21 protein-coding genes are annotated in these 17,871 nt (G+C 41.3%); 1 reads left to right on the top strand and 20 read right to left on the bottom strand.

The features are described 5' to 3' along the window. Window positions 1-87: 87 nt before the first annotated feature. From panD to FXF70_RS05775, 10 genes are all read right to left on the bottom strand, one after another. Complete coding sequence (gene panD / locus FXF70_RS05730; protein ID WP_017359738.1) at window positions 88-471, bottom strand: aspartate 1-decarboxylase; 384 nt, start codon at window positions 469-471, stop codon at window positions 88-90. Then, the gene (gene panC, locus FXF70_RS05735; protein ID WP_148779979.1) at window positions 464-1,330 is read right to left on the bottom strand and encodes a pantoate--beta-alanine ligase; all 867 of its coding nucleotides are present in this window, start codon (window positions 1,328-1,330) and stop codon (window positions 464-466) included. Before panC ends, panD begins: the two co-directional genes overlap by 8 nt. After that, a complete protein-coding gene (gene panB / locus FXF70_RS05740) occupies window positions 1,327-2,166 on the bottom strand; it encodes a 3-methyl-2-oxobutanoate hydroxymethyltransferase (RefSeq protein ID WP_008344587.1) in 840 nt (279 codons plus the stop codon). The genes panC and panB overlap by 4 nt, the downstream gene beginning before the upstream one ends. A 199-nt stretch (window positions 2,167-2,365) precedes the next feature. Next, entirely contained in the window at window positions 2,366-3,349 is a 984-nt protein-coding gene (locus FXF70_RS05745; protein ID WP_148779980.1) for a biotin--[acetyl-CoA-carboxylase] ligase, read from the bottom strand. Next, window positions 3,322-4,524: a CCA tRNA nucleotidyltransferase gene (locus tag FXF70_RS05750; protein ID WP_017367495.1), complete on the bottom strand. Its 1,203-nt coding sequence runs from the start codon at window positions 4,522-4,524 to the stop codon at window positions 3,322-3,324. Before FXF70_RS05750 ends, FXF70_RS05745 begins: the two co-directional genes overlap by 28 nt. After that, entirely contained in the window at window positions 4,517-5,662 is a 1,146-nt protein-coding gene (bshA, locus tag FXF70_RS05755) for an N-acetyl-alpha-D-glucosaminyl L-malate synthase BshA (RefSeq protein ID WP_046527071.1), read from the bottom strand. Before bshA ends, FXF70_RS05750 begins: the two co-directional genes overlap by 8 nt. Window positions 5,663-5,664: 2 nt before the next feature. Next, the gene (gene bshB1 / locus FXF70_RS05760) at window positions 5,665-6,369 is read right to left on the bottom strand and encodes a bacillithiol biosynthesis deacetylase BshB1 (RefSeq protein WP_148779981.1); all 705 of its coding nucleotides are present in this window, start codon (window positions 6,367-6,369) and stop codon (window positions 5,665-5,667) included. Next, window positions 6,356-6,775, bottom strand: coding sequence for a methylglyoxal synthase (gene mgsA, locus FXF70_RS05765; protein WP_008344580.1), 420 nt, complete (start codon window positions 6,773-6,775; stop codon window positions 6,356-6,358). The genes bshB1 and mgsA overlap by 14 nt, the downstream gene beginning before the upstream one ends. 17 nt (window positions 6,776-6,792) lie before the next feature. Next, window positions 6,793-7,596, bottom strand: a complete 804-nt coding sequence (gene dapB, locus FXF70_RS05770; RefSeq protein ID WP_017359745.1) for a 4-hydroxy-tetrahydrodipicolinate reductase — start codon at window positions 7,594-7,596, stop codon at window positions 6,793-6,795. Between the two features lie 5 nt (window positions 7,597-7,601). Then, window positions 7,602-7,937, bottom strand: a complete 336-nt coding sequence (locus FXF70_RS05775; protein WP_008344575.1) for a nucleotide pyrophosphohydrolase — start codon at window positions 7,935-7,937, stop codon at window positions 7,602-7,604. 137 nt (window positions 7,938-8,074) lie between these two features. Between FXF70_RS05775 and FXF70_RS05780 the strand changes: the two genes are divergently transcribed. Next, window positions 8,075-8,947, top strand: coding sequence for a YitT family protein (locus tag FXF70_RS05780; protein ID WP_003215598.1), 873 nt, complete (start codon window positions 8,075-8,077; stop codon window positions 8,945-8,947). Between the two features lie 30 nt (window positions 8,948-8,977). Here FXF70_RS05780 and ypjB read toward each other — a convergent pair whose 3' ends face one another. The 10 genes from ypjB to FXF70_RS05830 all read right to left on the bottom strand — a co-directional run bounded on the left by ypjB (window position 8,978) and on the right by FXF70_RS05830 (window position 17,779). Next, window positions 8,978-9,784 carry a sporulation protein YpjB gene (ypjB, locus tag FXF70_RS05785; RefSeq protein WP_148779982.1) on the bottom strand — a complete coding sequence of 269 codons (807 nt, stop codon included), beginning with the start codon at window positions 9,782-9,784 and terminating at the stop codon, window positions 8,978-8,980. A 65-nt stretch (window positions 9,785-9,849) separates the two neighbouring features. Next, window positions 9,850-10,443 (bottom strand): lipoprotein heptaprenylglyceryl N-acetyltransferase LhaT, encoded by a 594-nt coding sequence (gene lhaT / locus FXF70_RS05790; protein ID WP_148779983.1) that lies wholly within the window; start codon window positions 10,441-10,443, stop codon window positions 9,850-9,852. Window positions 10,444-10,545: 102 nt separating this feature from the next. Beyond that, window positions 10,546-11,313 (bottom strand): menaquinol-cytochrome c reductase cytochrome b/c subunit, encoded by a 768-nt coding sequence (locus FXF70_RS05795; RefSeq protein ID WP_008344567.1) that lies wholly within the window; start codon window positions 11,311-11,313, stop codon window positions 10,546-10,548. Window positions 11,314-11,354: 41 nt separating this feature from the next. Beyond that, a complete protein-coding gene (qcrB, locus tag FXF70_RS05800) occupies window positions 11,355-12,029 on the bottom strand; it encodes a menaquinol-cytochrome c reductase cytochrome b subunit (protein WP_003215804.1) in 675 nt (224 codons plus the stop codon). Between the two features lie 2 nt (window positions 12,030-12,031). After that, a complete protein-coding gene (locus FXF70_RS05805; protein WP_007500911.1) occupies window positions 12,032-12,538 on the bottom strand; it encodes a ubiquinol-cytochrome c reductase iron-sulfur subunit in 507 nt (168 codons plus the stop codon). 144 nt (window positions 12,539-12,682) lie between these two features. Continuing rightward, window positions 12,683-13,129 (bottom strand): YpiF family protein, encoded by a 447-nt coding sequence (locus FXF70_RS05810; RefSeq protein ID WP_148779984.1) that lies wholly within the window; start codon window positions 13,127-13,129, stop codon window positions 12,683-12,685. A gap of 61 nt (window positions 13,130-13,190) precedes the next feature. Next, on the bottom strand, window positions 13,191-13,730 hold the full coding sequence (locus tag FXF70_RS05815) for a ReoY family proteolytic degradation factor (protein WP_008344562.1): 540 nt from the start codon (window positions 13,728-13,730) through the stop codon (window positions 13,191-13,193). 75 nt (window positions 13,731-13,805) lie between these two features. Further along, entirely contained in the window at window positions 13,806-15,077 is a 1,272-nt protein-coding gene (locus FXF70_RS05820) for a tetratricopeptide repeat protein (RefSeq protein WP_061419484.1), read from the bottom strand. Between the two features lie 289 nt (window positions 15,078-15,366). Further along, window positions 15,367-16,653, bottom strand: a complete 1,287-nt coding sequence (gene aroA, locus FXF70_RS05825) for a 3-phosphoshikimate 1-carboxyvinyltransferase (RefSeq protein ID WP_024718513.1) — start codon at window positions 16,651-16,653, stop codon at window positions 15,367-15,369. A 10-nt stretch (window positions 16,654-16,663) separates the two neighbouring features. Further along, window positions 16,664-17,779 carry a prephenate dehydrogenase gene (locus FXF70_RS05830; RefSeq protein WP_025207544.1) on the bottom strand — a complete coding sequence of 372 codons (1,116 nt, stop codon included), beginning with the start codon at window positions 17,777-17,779 and terminating at the stop codon, window positions 16,664-16,666. Between the last annotated feature and the right edge of the window lie 92 nt (window positions 17,780-17,871).

Below are 17,871 nucleotides of genomic sequence, written 5' to 3' on the forward strand. Positions count from 1 at the left end.
CTCATAGTGAAACACACTCTGGGCAATATAGCTGAAACAGAACAGCTTCCTTATGATAAAACTGTTCTGTTTCCATGTGAGCGTGCGTTATAAAATCGTTCTCGCAGGCTCTTGCCCAATCATTTGTTCAATTTGATTTTGTTTATTTAACACGACAACTTTAGGTGTGTGCGATTTCGCTTCTTCCTCTGACAACATCCCATAAGCGATAATAATGACTTCATCTCCTGGCTGAACCAATCTTGCTGCCGCACCATTTAAACAAATGACACCGCTCTTTCTTTCTCCAGGGATGATATATGTTTCAAGTCTAGCACCATTGTGATTATTGACAATTTGCACTTTCTCATTTGCCATCATGCCTGCCGCATCAAGCAAATCTTCGTCGATAGTAATACTGCCTACATAGTGTAAGTTTGCTTCAGTCACTGTCGCTTTATGAAGTTTCGAGGTCATAAAAGTTCTATACATGTTTTTCACCGCTTTCAGGAACATGGAAAATCACATTATCTATCAGTCTTGCCCGGGAGAACTTCACAGCAGTGGCAATGATCACTTGGCCCGTTAAGTGCTGAAGAGGTTCAAGCTCTGGGTAGGAGTAAATGTCAATATAATCGATTTCTCCACTCGTTTGAAGAATCTCCTCTTCCACTAATTGATAAATACGATTTACATCATGTTCACCATTTTCTACAGCTGTCTGTCCTTTTTTTAATGCCCGGTATAAAGCAGGTGCTTCTTGCCTTTCTGTTTCAGACAAATACACGTTTCTTGAGCTTTTCGCTAAACCGTCTTCTTCTCGAACAGTAGGAACAGACACAAGGTGAAGATCAAAAAAGAAATCCTTGATCATCGCATCGATAACAGCGACTTGCTGTGCATCCTTTAGACCAAAGTATACATTGGTTGGTGCGACAAGGTGAAACAGCTTTGTCAGCACCGTGACAACGCCGTCGAAGTGTCCTGGGCGTTTCTTTCCGCATAAGACGTCTGTACGCTTTTGAACAGTCATCGTAATCGATGGCTCATCTTTGTACATTTCCTTCACATCAGGTGTAAATAATATATCTACTCCCGTTTCTTCGGCAAGACGCTGGTCTCTTTTCATATCTCTTGGATAGGATTCAAAGTCTTCATTCGGTCCAAATTGCAATGGATTAACAAAGATGCTCATCACCACAATGTCATTTTGATCTCTTGCTTCTTTTGCAAGCGTAAGATGTCCTTCATGAAGGAAACCCATTGTAGGGACAAATCCAATGGAATGCTGCTTCTTTTGATGCTGCTTGATCATGTCTTTTAATTCATGAATATGGGAGACAACCTTCATTCCTTAATCCCCCCATATAAACCATCAAGGACTTCTTCTTTCATATGAAAGGTATGAGCATCCTCTGGGAATGTGCGTGCTTTTACTTCTTTTGTATATTGTATGAGCGCTTCTTCTAATACAGCATCGATTTGCGCGTATTGTTTCACAAATTTAGGTGTTCTAGACACGCCGTACCCTACCACATCATGGTAAACAAGAACTTGTCCATCTGCTTCAGCCCCTGCCCCAATTCCGATCACAGGAATCTTTAGCATGTCAGTAATCCGTTTTGTCAGTTCACCAGGTACACACTCTAACACAAGAGCGATGGCGCCTGCTTCTTCACATTTCAGACTATCTTCAATCAATTTCTGTGCACTCTCTTTGTCTTTTCCTTGCACTTTATAGCCGCCAAGGACACCGACTGATTGAGGGGTGAGCCCTAAATGGCTTACAACAGGAATACCGCCTCTTGTAAGTGCTTGAATGGATTCAAATACTCCGTCTCCACCTTCAAGCTTTAAGGCATCAGCACCGCTTTCTTGCATAATGCGTGCTGCATTTTTCATCGTTTCTTCTAATGAATAATGATAAGACATAAATGGCATATCCGTCACAACAAATGTGTCTTTTGCGCCTCTTTTGACTGCTTTTGTGTGATGAATCATATCATCCATCGTCACTTGCACTGTGGAATCAAGTCCAAGGACAACCATCCCAAGTGAGTCACCAACTAAGATCATGTCGACTTCCGCTTTTTCAGCTTGCTTTGCAGCTGGATAGTCGTATGCTGTCAGCATCACAATAGGTTCGTTTTGTTCTTTCATTTTGAAAAAATCTAACTTTGTCTTCATTTGTTCCTCCTCATTCTGGAGAGGAGATGGCTTGTCTGATCTCACACGCTTTTATCTCTCATGTGCAGACGAATCATCCCTCTGTCCAAGTCCCTTAGGATCAAGGCAGAAATTTATCGAATTTTTCTTCCTAACAGGTACAGTTCTTTTACAGATACTGCCCACACGAAGTATATCAAAAATGTGCCGGGTGTTCCACTTAAGTTGACTTGATCTCAATGTCAGCGGAGTAGATGTTTTGGATTCCGCCCTCCGTTTCGAGTAAGAGGACCCCTTCATCATTAATCCCAAGCGCCGTTCCAGCATATTGTCCATTGACGGTGCGTGCGATGATACGCTTTCCAATGGTCGTCGCATACGATTCCCATAATTGTTTGATCGGAGCAAAACCATATGTCATATATTCATCATACCTTTTTTCAAAGATGGACATGATGGTTTGAATCAGTGCCGCTCTGTCTACCTTTTCACCCAGCTCCATTTGCAAACTCGTCGCAACATCCTTTAATTCTTCAGGAAAATCATTTGCCGTCTGATTCACGTTAATGCCTGGGCCAATAATGACTGCGTGAACTTGGTCAGCTTCTGCTTTTAATTCAGTCAAAATACCAACGACCTTTTTTCCGTTTAGCAAAATATCGTTTGGCCATTTGATCGATGGACTGAGACACGTTTGCTGCGCTATGGCTTCAGCGATGGCGACAGATGCTAAAAGCGTCATTTGCGGCGCTTTGTGCAGCGGTATTTCTGGCCGGAGAATCAAACTCATCCATATGCCTGTCCCATTTGGTGAGTGCCACGTTCTTTGAAGGCGTCCTTTTCCGTTTGTCTGATGATCACTGACAACAAGCGAGCCGTGCGGGGCTCCTTTATTGACGAGGTCATGGGCAATGAGCTGAGTTGAGGCGACTTCTTCTTGAAAATAAATATGCCTGCCAAACAGCTTTGTTTCCAAACCAAACAGAATTTCGTCTTCACTAATTTTGTCCGGTTTACGAAGCAGCCGGTATCCTTTTCTTCTGACCGCTTCGACCTCATATCCCTCTTTTCGCAAATCCTCTATATGCTTCCATACTGCCGTTCGGGAGCAGCCAAGCTCATCACATATTTGCTGGCTTGAGACAAAATCTTGCTCAGATGCTGTAAATAGTTCAATTAATCGTTTTCTAATCGCTGATCGCACGCTATGAGCCACTCCTCTATGGCTTCTTTTCGGTTTTCAAGCTGGTTTTGCAAAACGGCTTTTTTCACAGAAGCAAGCTCTTCTGCAATCCATTTACCAGCTGGCTTTTGCCGAAAGGCCATCAAATCTTTTCCTGACACTGCAAGGTCTTGAAGCTGTTTAATCGGCAGCGCATCATATGAACGTTTCGCCGCCTCCAGCTCATCAAAGAAAATGCGACGCTCATGTTTGAGCTGCGTGATTTTCATACTAGAAAGCAGGACATGTTCACCAGCTTCAAACATTTTTTCCGCATCCCAGTCACAATCAACATATTTGCTAATAGCAACGGCTTCTTTTAAAAGTTTCGTTGATAACTTCCATTCTTTTAAAAAGGACACCGCCTCCGCCTCATCTAGACCAAGTAAATGGATAAAGGCTCCCCACACCTCATCTAACCCATCCAATAAATAATACGGGAAAGCTTGGAACGTTTCATTCAGCTGATCCTTTTTGAGGCCGGGCAATTCTTCATACAATTTGGTGGAGATGAGCACCTTGATGGCTTGCTCACAGTAGCGGCCTTTTAAAAGTTTTTCCATTTCGATTTTTTTGCGTTCAACAGAGATGTTGGCAAGCAGATGTTTATCTTTTTTCATTGCTTCTTCCGTCTCTTTAGAAAGCTCAAACCCGAGCTGGCTTAAAAACCGCACCGCTCTCATCATCCGAAGCGCGTCTTCTTGAAAGCGGCACGCAGGATCTCCAACCGTTTGAATTCGTCTCCGCTTAATATCCCGCTTGCCGCCTACATGGTCAATGATGTCACCATGAATATCCATGGCTACTGCATTGATCGTTAAATCTCTTCTTAAAAGATCTTCTTTTAGTGATGAAATAAACGCCACTTCTTTAGGGCGGCGAAAGTCTTCATATTCTGATTCAGTCCGAAACGTAGTGACCTCATAGCTGACCCCGTCAAGTAAAACAATAACAGTGCCATGCTCTTTGCCGACATCTACTGTTTTATCAAATAAAGACTCCACCACATCAGGTGTGGCATCTGTCGCAATATCGATATCCCCAACTTCCCTGCCTAAAAGGACATCTCTCACCGCACCGCCGACAAAATAAGCTTGATACCCATGTTCGTGCAGTGTATGTAAAATAGGGATCGCATGTGTGAATGGTTCATTCATCTTCAACATCACCTTCGATCAATTCTAAGTAAAGCTCTTCATACTCTCTCACAATTTTGTCAGAAGAGAAATTGGCTTCCACACTAGACTGGGCTGCCATCGATATTTGCTGATGGAGCGCATTGTCTTTCAGAATAGTGATGGCATGTTTTGCTGCTCCATCTACATCACCAAGCGGAACAAGGAATCCTGTCTCTCCATGTGCAATCACCTCTGGAATTCCTCCAACATCTGTTCCTATACAAGGTACTCCGCATGCCATTGCTTCAAGTAGTACAAGACCAAAACTCTCTTTCTCAGAAAGCAGCAGCTTCAAATCACTAATCGAATAGAGCTCCTCCACCTTCTCTTGCTTTCCTAAAAATAACACGCGGTCCGTTAATCCAAGCTTTTTCACAAGCTCGCAAACAACCGATTTTTCAGGGCCGTCCCCAATCAGTAGCAGTTTTGCATTCACCTGTTCAGAAATCTGTTTAAACACATGGATCACGTCATGCACCCGCTTCACTTTACGGAAATTTGATACATGGATGACGACCTTCTCATCCTGCAGAAGACCATAATGCGTCTTCAGCACTTCGTGATCTTCACGCAAATATACGCGCTCATCGACGAAATTATGGATCGTATCAATTTTTTTATTCGGTTTAATCAGATCGTATGTCTGCGCAGCTAATGAATGTGATACAGCCGTTACGCGGTCAGATGATTCGATCGCAAACCGGATGACTTCCTTTAAAGATGGGTCATAGCCTAAAACCGTAATATCCGTCCCGTGAAGCGTGGTGACGACTTTGACAGACTGTCCAGTCATTTGCTTAGCTAAGAACGCACAGACGGCGTGAGGGACCGCATAATGCGCATGAATAATATCAAGCTTCTCTCGTTTTGCCACTTCTGCAAGTTTACTTGCCAGTGCAAGGTCATAAGGCGGATATTGAAACACAGCATATTGATTGACATCCACCTCGTGAAAATAAATATTCGGATACACTTTATTGAGTCTAAACGGAATACTCGAGGTAATGAAATGAACATCGTGCCCTTTTTCAGCTAAACGTTTTCCAAGCTCTGTGGCAATAATGCCCGATCCGCCAACACTTGGATAACAAGTGATTCCGATCTTCAATTTTTTCATAATTACCCCCCAAGTAAGTCATCATCCATCAAAAGTGGCTTCTTTGTCAGAAACCCTTCTGCAAAAGGTTTATTGACTTCCCTTCCATACATCGACTCTCTCATTTTGACAAAATCAATATAACCATTTACAAGCGGTGTCTCCACTGAACTCTCTGTTTTGACAAATTGGCTTTTATACGCATGTAAGCTATCAATTTTTTGGTTCATCTCGTCTGAGATATCGATCACAAAATCTGGACGATGGTGGCCGTTAATCATGTAATAATACATCTGGCTTATTTTATGCGCTGGCTGCTTGTATGAATCTTCAAATTTATGTATACCTGCAGAAAAAGCGGCCTCTTCTACAAGTGAACCCGCATGACCATGATCAGGATGTCGATCTTGGTAGTGCGGGGCAAAAATAAGTCTTGGTTTGTATGTTCGGATGACACCTGCAATTTCTTTCATCGCTTCGTCATTGAGATAAAGTCCTCTATCTGGCAGCGTGAGCTGGATTCGAGTCGTGACGCCTAAAATAGCAGCGGCTGCTCTGGCCTCTTCTTTTCGGCTTTCAACCGTTCCATTTGAAGATAATTCAGCCTGAGTCAAGTCACAAATCCCAACACGTGCCCCTTTTTTTACGTATTTTGCAATCGTTCCACCCATACCGATCTCTACATCATCGCTATGGGCACCGAATGCAAGGATATCAAGTGGTTTCATGTGTTCCTCCGTTTTTTGCTACATCTCGAAAATCAAACGTACCTTTATTTAAATTCCTGACTAAAATTTCGGCAGTCCCCATATTGGTCGCTAATGGAATGGCATACACATCGCAAAGCCGGATGAGTGCAGATACATCCGGTTCATGCGGTTGTGCAGTGAGAGGGTCTCTAAAAAAGAGCACAAGATCCATTGCATTATCAGCAATCATAGCACCAATCTGCTGATCCCCTCCAAGTGGTCCTGATTGGAAACGATGAACGGGAAGCCCAGTCGCTTCTTTCACTCTTAAACCTGTGGTTCCTGTTGCATAAAGTGTATGATCTGCCAAAAGATCTCGATACGCAATGGCGAATTGAATCATGTCACTTTTTTTCTTATCGTGAGCGATTAAAGCAATGTTCATCAGGGGTCCACTCCTTATTAGTCGATAATATTTTCTAAGCCATAAACGAGTTGATCAATATGCATCACCTGTTCAACAGAAAGCTTCACACCTGACATAAAGGATGCACGGTTATAAGAATCATGACGGATCGTGAGCGTCTGCCCGTCCATTCCAAACAGCACTTCTTGATGTGCAATCATGCCTGGAAGCCTTACGCTGTGAAGGCGGATGCCATCATAATCTGCTCCTCGAGCACCTTCGATTAGTTCTTTTTCTTCAGGGTGCCCCTGCTTTTTGCTTTCTCTTACTTCAGCAATCATTTCAGCCGTTTTTAGTCCTGTACCACTCGGAGCGTCCAATTTTTTATCATGATGAAGCTCAATGATTTCAACATCAGGAAAATAATTTGCTGCCATTTTGGCAAACTTCATCATTAAAACAGCACCAACAGCAAAGTTAGGCGCAATAATACAGCCTATCCCTTTTTCTTCTGTTAATTGCTGAAGTTCTTTTAGGTCGTCTTCTGAAAAACCTGTTGTGCCTACGACTGGACGTACGCCATGTTCAAGGGCTTTTTTTGTATGTACTTTCCCGATTTCTGGGGTCGTCAAATCAATTAATACATCCGGTGCTGTTTCTGAAAGACACACGTCAATATCCGTATAAATGGGCGCATCAGATGTTGTATGAAGCACATCAGATAGCTTTTTCCCCTCATGTGTGTGATCAAGTGCTGCTACTAGTTCGAAGTGGCTTGTTTCTTCTGCCAGCTTGACAGCCTCTATCCCCATTCTTCCTCTTGCTCCAGCGATTACAACTTTGATGGTTTGATTCGTCATCTTCTCTACTTCCCTTCTTTTTTCGTCCAGCGGTCTTTGTCTCTTGTATTGAATTTATGCATCACACGATCATGGGCTTCTTCAAGTGATATATTGAGTGAATTGGCAAGGCATGTTAACACAAACAGCACATCACCAATTTCTTCTTCCATGCTTTTCTCTGTTTCCGTTGTTTTTTTCGGCTTTTCTCCATAGTAATGGTTAACCTCTCTTGCCAGCTCACCTAATTCTTCTGTCAGACGGGCCATCATGGCAAGCGGGCTGAAATAGCCTTCTTTAAATTGTCCTATGTAATCATCGACTTCTTGCTGCACGTGACGCAGCGTTTTTTCATTCGTCATGAAGCTCATCCTCCTATCCATCTCTTACATGTTAGCGAAATCATAAATATTTGACAAATGTTTAAAACTCAGTTTGCTTGTTTCTCTTCCATACCATATAATATTATCGCTGTCTAAGCAAAAAAAGGAGTGATCTTTTGCTAAAAGAAATTCGTCTTAAAAATATCGTATTTATTTTAATAGGATCTGCGATTTTTTCTTTCGGCCTTGTTCATTTTAATATGCAGAACAACTTGGCGGAAGGCGGATTTACAGGTATCACACTGCTTTTATATTTTCTATTTCACATTGACCCATCTATTTCAAACCTTGTGTTAAACATTCCGATCTTTTTTATCGGCTGGAAAATGCTTGGCAGAACCATGTTTACATATACAATTGTCGGAACCGTCAGTCTTTCTGTCTTTCTAGCCATCTTCCAGCGCTTTCAAATACATATGCCCCTTCAGCATGATTTAGCCTTAGCCGCACTTTTTGCAGGTGTGTTTATCGGAACAGGCCTCGGAATCATCTTTAAATTCGGCGGGACAACAGGCGGCGTGGACATAATTGCAAGACTGATCAACAAACATTATCAAGTCGCAATGGGAAGAACGATGTTTATCTTCGACGCATGCGTCATTACCATCTCTCTTACCTATTTAAATTACAAGGAAGCCATGTATACACTTGTTGCCGTATTTGTTGCTGCAAAAGTCATCGATTTCATGCAAGAAGGCGCATACGCTGCCAAAGGAGCGATGATTATTTCTGAAAAGGATGACATCATTCAAAAGAAAATCACAGAGGAAATGGAGCGCGGAGTGACCATTTTAAAGGGTGTCGGCTCCTATACGAAACAGGAACGCAACGTCCTTTACTGCGTCGTTCCAAAAAATGAGCTTGTCCACCTCAAGAGCGTCGTAACTTCCGTCGATCCTCATGCCTTTGTATCAGTGAGTGACGTGCATGACGTACTTGGTGAAGGCTTCACATTAGATGAACATAAAAAGCCGCTCAATCCCCACTAAAAAAGAAGCCCGATAACGGTGCTTCTTTTTTTATGACTTTGGATAATCGGCTTGTCTCTTTTGCTTTTTTTCTTTTTCAGCACGGTATTTCCTAAACCCAACATACGTTAAAGTGAGTAAAATCATACTTCCTGTTGTTAAAATGACCCATAAAAGCGATGGATCCGCTTCATCTTGATCAACGTTCGCAAACACACTTGATAAATCTTCTTCGAGTTTCGTGAGACGCTCAAGCTTTGTCCCACTCGATGCCTTTAAAAATTCACCTTGTTCAATTACTTCCATGTGCTGCTTAATCGTTTGCAGCTTTTCAGGCGAGATATCAATGGTTAAGCTCGGATAAATCATATCATACAATGAAACCAGCTCATTCCAAGTTTCATAGAACGTCGTCGATTCTGGATCTTTTACTTCTTTCTTTAATGTCGGAAAAGACCCCATAATCGGCTTCTCGAGAGATCCCCAAAGAGGTTCTGAATTTGATTGTATCGCATCGAGAAGCATTCTAAACTGAGAGGCATACCGAAGTTTTTCGCGCTCATTTAAGTCTTCCTGCGGGAGTCCTTTAATGATATCTTGATAGCCAAGTGTAATTTGCCGAACCTGCGTATTCGTCAGAGTTCCACGCCAATTCTCAGCTTTAAATGTCTTTTCAGCATACAATGCAACTTGTAATGCCTCATCATATTTAGCTTGTCTCGTTAATTGAAAGATTGAATCTGATAGTTCCGTTAATTCTTGCAGCGCTTTAGCAGCTGTTGTTTCCTCACCTTTTACAGCAGCTGGATGCAAGACGAGAAATAATAATAGAATCATCGCGATTGACTTTCGTTTCATGCAAGTCCCTCCTAGCCTTTCTCCATACAGCGTATGAAGAAAAGGACAAGGTTAGACCAACATTGTTAAGGGAGTTCAAGCTTGACCGATTTTTTCGAGAGGACAAGATAATACGAAACAAGAAGAACGGCAATACTTAACCAAAACGTCACGTAGCCGATCTCATTTGAATAGGCAGAAAGCATAGAATAACGCGGCATCATTCCAAATACATAATCAATCACATCATTATGTAAAATCCATATGCCTGCTACAACCAAATGACGCATGTGAAAACGATAATACGGCGCAAATAACACAGCCTGTACCGCCATCGCAAAGTGCGAACCAATTAGCATATATCCTTCCCAAGGAAAATCATCAACAGAAACGAGCACGAAAAGATTCATCCCTACAGCCCATAATCCATATTTGATCAAGGTGACAAGGGCCAGTGCTTCAAAATAAGGAGCATGGCGTTTCATTAGAAAGGCTAGTAATACAAATAAAAAGAAAAAGCTTGCCGTCGGACTGTCCGGTACAAAAGGTAAAAATACAGCCGGCGTCTCAACGAGCTGCGGGATATACCAGTAGTAGCCGTACACAGTACCAAGAAAGTTGACGATGAGCACCAGCACAAGCATGTAGCGTGTAGCTAGCAGATATTGAATCCATCTCATATTTCTCTTCACTCACGATCTGTTAAAATCAGAAAAAAGCTGACAGCGCCAGCTTTTTTCTCCTTTTGAGTATATCCTTGTACTTGCATTTAAACAACTGAATTATTTAGATTTGACCTCAGATAAATATTTCGAGAGCTTTTCAAGTTCTTCATCGCTGCCTTTAAAAATGCCCTTAGGCATGTTGCCTTTTCCTTCTACAGCGATTTTCGCAATTTCCTCTGGTGCTAAACCATTGTCAACAAGTGACGGTCCAGCTGCCCCGCCTTGCATATTATCTCCGTGACAGGAGATACATGTCTGCTCTTGATAGATTTTATACTCTTCAGCTGAGGTATCAATCTCTGCTTCTTTCTTGATTTCACCTTGCTTCGCAGCTGCTTCCCAGTCATGAGTAGCAACAGACTCCCATGTTAAATAGGTTGCTGCACCAACTGCAAGAATCATCATCCCAACTGCAATTGGTCTTCGATATGGCCTGCGTTCAGGACCAGAATCAAGAAATGGTGCGAGTAAAAGAGCACCAAACGCAATTCCAGGCATAATCATTGCGCCAACTACCGTATAGCTCCCTGCAGCAAACTCATATTTTAACAACTGGTACAAAAATAGGAAATACCAGTCTGGCAGCGGAATATAGCCCGTATCTGTCGGATCAGCCATCCGCTCAAGCGGAGGTGCATGAACAACAGTTAGGACAAGAAATCCAATTAAAAAAACAGCACCTACAAGCCATTCCTTTAAAAGAAAGTTCGGCCAAAAGGCTTCGGTTTTTCCCGGATATTCGGAATAGTCTTTAGGTATGTTAGGTTTTCTTTCTGCCGGTATTCTGGAATCTCCGACAAACTTCATCCCTTTTCCCCTATGCAAAGTCATCCCCTCCTCATTGAACATTCATCAAACGCAAAATTTTACAGCGGTCCAGAAATTCCTTGCTTACGAATCATAATAAAGTGGGCAGCCATCAGCCCAAATAATGCCGCTGGCAAGAAAAAGACATGGATAGCGAAAAATCTCGTCAGCGTTTGTGCACCTACAATGTCAGGATGACCTGCAAGCAGCGTTTTAATCTCTTTCCCAATAAAAGGTGTCGCCTCTGCAATTTGAAGACCAACCTTCGTCGCAAATAGCGCCTTCATATCCCACGGTAAAAGATATCCTGTAAAACCAAGTCCAAGCATCACAAAGAAAATGAGCACACCGACAATCCAGTTTAGCTCTCTAGGCTTTTTATACGCCCCTTGGAAAAAGACCCTCAGCGTATGTAAAAACATCATAACAATGACTAGACTCGCACCCCAGTGGTGCATCCCTCTTACAATCTGTCCGAATGCCACTTCATTTTGCAAATAATAGACAGATTCCCATGCGTTTTTAATATCCGGTACATAATACATCGTTAAAAACATGCCCGAAAGGACTTGAATGACCGTCACAAAAAACGTTAAACCGCCAAAACAATACACAAAAGCAGAGAAATGATGTGCTGGATTGACGTGCTCAGGCACTTCATGATCCGCAATGTCTCTCCATATCGGTGTGATGTCCAGCCGCTCATCTACCCAATCGTAAATCTTGTTAAGCATCGTTACCCTTCCCCTTTCGGCACAGCTTTTCCAAGATAGAGGTATCCGTCCTTCACTTGCTGCTTATAATGATCAAGCGGTGCAAGCGGTGGAGTTCCGGGTACGTTTGTACCATCCTTGTCGTACAGCCCATAATGGCATGGGCAGAAAAATTTGTTTGGATTTTTCGGATCACTGTTCCAGTTCACTGTACATCCCAAATGTTTACAGATTGGCGATAAAGCGACAATTTCATCCCCTTCTTTGTACACCCATGCAGACCTAGATTCCTTTGACTCATACCATGCATCTACTTGATCAATTTTAAAGTCAAAGCGCTTCGGTTCTTTTGTCAGTTCATCTACACTGACAACTTGAACCATATCCTGATCCTCTGTTCCTTTTAGCACAGGGTCAAGCGCAAAGCGAACCATAGGCATGAGCATTCCAGCGGCCATAAATCCCCCCACGCCGGTCAACGTGTAATTCAAAAATTGACGCCTGGACACTCCATGTCTCTTCTCGCTCATTTTTTTCTCCCCCCCTCAGGTCGTCAGCTACTTTATAACTGAATTAGAAAAAATTTCATAAAACTAGGACACCCTCATAATATATCAATCTATTCACAAGGTCAACAGCCTAAAAAGCTATGTACAATGCAAATGTAAGGGTTTTTATGAAGGGTTCCATTTTTGTAACAAAAAGTTCAAAATTTGTTCTACACTGTCTTGAATGACTTTTTGCTTTAAATTGACCTTTAAATGCTCAAGCGGAACAGACTGCAATATAAATGCCGATTCGATCACTTCTAGCTGTTCTTTCCATTTGTTATCAGATGTGATAAACACAACATGCTGAAAATGTTCTTGCAATGATTGTTTTACTGCAAGTATGTCTTCTTGCTTACGATGATTTACTTCTAAATATGTATGTGGAGGAAAAAGAAACACTCTGCCTTTCAGTTGTCTTTCAAGATCCTCTGCCACAAGCATTGTAAACTCACCTAAAGACACGGTTTGTTTGATATGGCTTACATCTATCCCAACTAATGGAATGATAGCGGTATCAATGTAATCTTTAGATTGTAAAAAGAGATCCGCGTCCTCCGCCTGAAACTTCATCTAGTTCCCCTCTTTCATCACATAAGCCCTGCCTGTATGGGGCAAGGCTTATTGGCTTGGTTTATGATAATAGGCTTAATTCTTTTGCTAACTTATTAAATGTTTCTTGATCATGACGGTCAAGCGCTTCATCGATTTCTTTCATCAGCCGTTCTTTTTGGAAAGTAGCGATAGAATGCTCTAGCACTTTCTCAGCAAGATCTTTATCTTTTTCATTTTCATAAAGATCTTTAGGAATATGAGGATTTGTTTCAAGTACAGCGGCATATTCCGGCGAACGATATGCAGATCGGAAATTCAATTGAATAAACAAATCTTGCTGTTTATTCAAACGAATATCATGAAATGATTTTTCTGCATCTGTCGTCATGATATTTTCTTTATAAAATCTAAAGGGAACTTCATCCACACAGTGTGTTGACATAATAATTCCCCTTGGGCAAAATTCTGCTTGCTCTACAAAATGAACCTTTTCCATCAAAGAGTCGTGACTCATTAAATAATTTAATATCCAAACACACTCTCTTCGCTTTAACTGATAATGGTTTAAGAACCACCGGATAAATTCCTTCTTTTCATTGACAGAAACAGGGGTCTGCATGTTATTCCCTCCTCTATCGTAAATTAAATTGCTATACATGAATTATTCAACAAACCAGTTCTTCATTCCTGCAAACTATAAGGAAATTTCGTCTTCAATTCTTAAAATCGTTTCTTCAATTTCTTCATTCGTGCCATCTTTCTGAAGAACTTTTCGTAATAACGGCAAGGCTTCTTTTTGTCTGCCTTCTTCTAAAAGGAACGAAGCATATTCATATAAAAAGTCACGTTCCTCATCAAAATCAGGCAGAGCAAGTTTGAAATACTCAGCGGCTTCATCGTATTCTTCTCTTCCGACAGAAGCAGAAGCTGCATACCAATTCCATTTTGGATCTTCTTCCCCAAAGCTTTTAACCTCTTTAATCACATCCAGAATTTCATCAAACATCTCTTCATTTAAATAGATCGCAAGCAGCGTTTGAACCGCTTCAATATATCCTGGATCAAGAGCAAGTGCTTCTTGAAGCAATTTTTTCGCATCTTCCGAATGGCCATTTTTCAAATCAATCTTTGCCCCATATAAATATAACTCTTTGTTATACTCATCCACTTTAATTCCTTCTTTTACTATCTCTAAAGCTTCATGATATAGTCCTTCTTCCTCATAGCTTTTGGCTAAAGGCATATAAAGTGACGAATACGAAGGATCAATATCTTTTAGTTCAGAGAGCTGCTGAATAGCCGTTTTCGTTCTGCCAGCCCTCATCGCTGTAAATCCGTAGCCAAAAAGTGTATTTGGATCCACTTGATCCTTTACAGCCTTTTCATACCATTCAAGGGCATCTTCAAATTCTCCAGCTGTGCTTAATGATTCAGCGAGCCGCTGATATACATTGACACCGCCAATTTCATTTTGTTGATCGGCCACTTTGTAGAAATAGTCGGCTGCTTTCTTTGAAAGACCTTGAGAAAAATACAATTCCCCTAAAGCAAAATCAATGACGGCTTCATGAGGTAGTAACTCTTTCGCTTTTAAAAGCTTTTGTTCACTGACTTCAAATAGTCCTTGCATTTGATACAAATCTGCCATTAACAATAAACTCTCTGGATACGCATCGTCATCTTCAGGAATCGTTTCAAGAACTGCTATTGCCTTCTCTTCTTCATCAGAGTCTATTAACAGCTCTGCATAAAAACAGGTTAATCCTGTTTCTTCTGGGTATAAATCATGTAAATCACTAATGAGATTCCGTGCTTTATCAATATCTCCCCAGTCATAATATAACTGAGCTGCCTGCGCTTTTTCTTCATCATGAAGATGCTTCTCTGCTTGAGCAAGTGTTTGGAGTCCCTTTTCAGTCTCACCCGCCTCAACTAATTTTATGGCTTCTTGTAATGAACTATTCAAATCAAACCGTTCCTTTCTGTTTCCAAAAACCTAAACTGTTGTTACTTCATATCATAATCGACAGCTGCATATCCAGCAAATATGTTGCTCTTTTAACATGAAGCCATTTTTGTGTTTTGAAGACTCTTTTTCAATCAATACTTTACTAAACTGACGATTTGTAAACCGAATACGCTAAAAAATTGTTTTTGAATCAGCAAAATGCTCTTTTTCAAGGTTTCACCTTGAGACAAGCTATGCTATAGTTCTTTCAAATATGCAAAAGGAAAGAAAAAGCCTGAGGAAATCCTCAGACTGTTTGCGTTAGGTATTCAATGTGTTCAAAGAAATTTGGGTAAGATACACGTACTGCATCTGTATCTTCAATCTCGATTGCTTGCTCTGTTATACATGCCGCAATTCCTAACATCATACCAATTCGATGATCTCCGTAGCTTGAGACGACTGCACCGCCTTTAAGGCTTGTTTTACCATGAATCTTCATTCCATCATCTGTTGCTTCAATATGAGCACCTAGTTTTTTAAGTTCTGAAACGACTGTATCAATACGATTGGTTTCTTTCACTTTTAATTCAGCGGCATCTTTAATGATCGTTGTTCCTTCTGCTTGAGTAGCTAGGAGCGCAATAATAGGAATTTCGTCGATCAGTCTAGAGATCATATCGCCTGAAATGTCGATCCCTTTTAATGAAGAGGTAGAGATCGTTAAATCACCGTACGGTTCTCCGCCTTTAGCATCCACTTCTTGAATGTCAAGGTCTGCACCCATTTGTTTTAGCACATCTATAATACCAGTTCTCGTTTTGTTCAAACCGACATTTCTCAATACAATCCGGCTGTTTGGAACGATAGATCCAGCCACTAAGAAAAATGCAGCTGAAGAAATATCTCCAGGGACAAATACATCTGTTGCTTTTAACGTTTGTCCACCTTCAATTGAAACACTTTGTGCATCTTCATGTAGCGAGACACCAAACATTGATAACATTCTTTCGGTATGGTCTCTTGATTTATGCGGTTCAGTTAACGTCGTTGTTCCTTCTGCCTGCAGTCCAGCTAGAAGGACAGCCGACTTAATCTGGGCACTGGCAACTGGAGACTCATAAGAGATAGCTTTTAAATTGCCCCCACGAATAGAAAGCGGTGTATATTCACCATTTGCTCTACCATCGATCTTGGCTCCTAATTGTCTTAACGGACCTGTTACCCGTTTCATCGGTCTTTTGGCAATACTTTCGTCTCCGATCAGTGTACTGTGGAACTCACAGCCAGCCAAGATTCCCATCATTAAACGAATGGTCGTGCCTGAGTTACCAACATCGAGAATATCGCTCGGCTCTTTAAGTCCTTTTAGTCCCTTGCCATGAATGACAACATCTGTCCCTTTTTGTTCGATGTCGACACCCATTTTTCTAAAACAATCAATCGTGCTTAAACAATCAGCGCCAGGAAGAAAGTTTTTTACTACTGTAGTCCCGTCAGCAATAGCGCCAAACATCACAGATCTATGAGAAATGGATTTATCTCCTGGAATATGAATTTCTCCATTCATAGGAGCACTTTTATGAATTTTCATGTTCCTCACCTCAATCAGCATAAAATGTATCGTAATTTGCTCTATTTTTTATACAGAGTTCTGCCCGCTTTCGATCGTCATCTGTTTGAAAACTGATGCGTAAAATCCCGTTAATGTCTTCTCGCGTTTCAATAATACGGATATTTGTAATACTAATGTTTTCATTTGCTAGATATCCTGTAATTTCCGAAATAACACCAGGATGATCAGGCACATCGACATAAAGATCATAAAAAGCAGGGATAGCTCCTTTTTTCCTTAGAGGCAGGCCGTCGCGATATTCCTTGGCCTCTTGGAAATAAGAGAATAACCCCTCAGCATCTTCTTGTTGCACAAAGGATTCAATGCGGTCAATCTCTTTTTTCCATTCATGAAATCGGTCTAAAATCTTGTTTTTATTATGCAAAAGGATATCGCGCCACATTGCAGGATTACTTGATGCAATACGGGTAATATCTCGAAAGCCTCCTGCAGCAAACCGTTTTACAAGAGGAAATTCTTCTTCAAAATGATGCGCTTGATGCACAAGACTGGCAGCAACGATGTGTGGAAAGTGACTAATCACACTTGTCACAGCATCATGTTCTTCGGGTGTCATTTCAATGAAATGAGCATTGGTTCCCTTCAACAGATCCTTCAAACGGTCAACAGCCTGACGACTTGTTACTTTTGCTGGCGTTAAAATGTAGAATGCATTTTCAAATAAAAAGTCTTTCGCTGCAATGACACCTGATTTATGAGACCCTGCCATCGGATGCCCGCCAATAAATTGGTAATGATCAGGCAACGTTTTTTCAGCAAAGTGAACGACCTTTTGCTTTGTGCTCCCTACATCCGTAATCGTGAGCTCTCTTTCAATTCCAGATGCTGCAATATCACTTAACATTTTGACGGTTTGTTGTACTGGCGTTGCCAAAATAATCGTTGCTGATGCTTTTAAGCCTTCTATAAAGGACTCGGCAGTCGCGTCGATGATCCCTAGTTTTGTTGCAGCAATCATTTGTTCTTTAGAGACATCATAGCCTACAATTTTTTTATGTGGAAATTCTTTTTTAATCGACAGTGCAATAGAACCACCAATTAAACCAAGTCCAGCGATTAATATGGTTTCGTTTGCTTCATTCATGTTCATCACCTGATTTTTCGCGAAAATTAAACAAGCTGTTTCAATAGCTTATATGTATATTGGATGAGTTACAACGAAAGCCATATCCCATA

Source organism: Bacillus sp. Y3, from assembly GCF_008123875.1.
GTDB lineage: Bacteria > Bacillota > Bacilli > Bacillales > Bacillaceae > Bacillus > Bacillus altitudinis.

What these genes read in the sequence shown, in the direction of transcription:
- FXF70_RS05810 (WP_148779984.1), bottom strand. Translation starts at nt 13,129, where the DNA reads ATGAAGTTTCAGGCGGAGGACGCGGATCTCTTTTTACAATCTAAAGAT.
- FXF70_RS05830 (WP_025207544.1), bottom strand. Translation starts at nt 17,779, where the DNA reads ATGAATGAAGCAAACGAAACCATATTAATCGCTGGACTTGGTTTAATT.
- qcrB (WP_003215804.1), bottom strand. Translation starts at nt 12,029, where the DNA reads ATGCTTAACAAGATTTACGATTGGGTAGATGAGCGGCTGGACATCACA.
- FXF70_RS05750 (WP_017367495.1), bottom strand. Translation starts at nt 4,524, where the DNA reads ATGAATGAACCATTCACACATGCGATCCCTATTTTACATACACTGCAC.
- ypjB (WP_148779982.1), bottom strand. Translation starts at nt 9,784, where the DNA reads ATGAAACGAAAGTCAATCGCGATGATTCTATTATTATTTCTCGTCTTG.
- panB (WP_008344587.1), bottom strand. Translation starts at nt 2,166, where the DNA reads ATGAAGACAAAGTTAGATTTTTTCAAAATGAAAGAACAAAACGAACCT.
- FXF70_RS05805 (WP_007500911.1), bottom strand. Translation starts at nt 12,538, where the DNA reads ATGAGCGAGAAGAGACATGGAGTGTCCAGGCGTCAATTTTTGAATTAC.
- FXF70_RS05815 (WP_008344562.1), bottom strand. Translation starts at nt 13,730, where the DNA reads ATGCAGACCCCTGTTTCTGTCAATGAAAAGAAGGAATTTATCCGGTGG.
- panD (WP_017359738.1), bottom strand. Translation starts at nt 471, where the DNA reads ATGTATAGAACTTTTATGACCTCGAAACTTCATAAAGCGACAGTGACT.
- mgsA (WP_008344580.1), bottom strand. Translation starts at nt 6,775, where the DNA reads ATGAACATTGCTTTAATCGCTCACGATAAGAAAAAAAGTGACATGATT.
- panC (WP_148779979.1), bottom strand. Translation starts at nt 1,330, where the DNA reads ATGAAGGTTGTCTCCCATATTCATGAATTAAAAGACATGATCAAGCAG.
- FXF70_RS05775 (WP_008344575.1), bottom strand. Translation starts at nt 7,937, where the DNA reads ATGACGAATGAAAAAACGCTGCGTCACGTGCAGCAAGAAGTCGATGAT.
- dapB (WP_017359745.1), bottom strand. Translation starts at nt 7,596, where the DNA reads ATGACGAATCAAACCATCAAAGTTGTAATCGCTGGAGCAAGAGGAAGA.
- bshA (WP_046527071.1), bottom strand. Translation starts at nt 5,662, where the DNA reads ATGAAAAAATTGAAGATCGGAATCACTTGTTATCCAAGTGTTGGCGGA.
- aroA (WP_024718513.1), bottom strand. Translation starts at nt 16,653, where the DNA reads ATGAAAATTCATAAAAGTGCTCCTATGAATGGAGAAATTCATATTCCA.
- lhaT (WP_148779983.1), bottom strand. Translation starts at nt 10,443, where the DNA reads ATGAGATGGATTCAATATCTGCTAGCTACACGCTACATGCTTGTGCTG.
- bshB1 (WP_148779981.1), bottom strand. Translation starts at nt 6,369, where the DNA reads ATGAAACCACTTGATATCCTTGCATTCGGTGCCCATAGCGATGATGTA.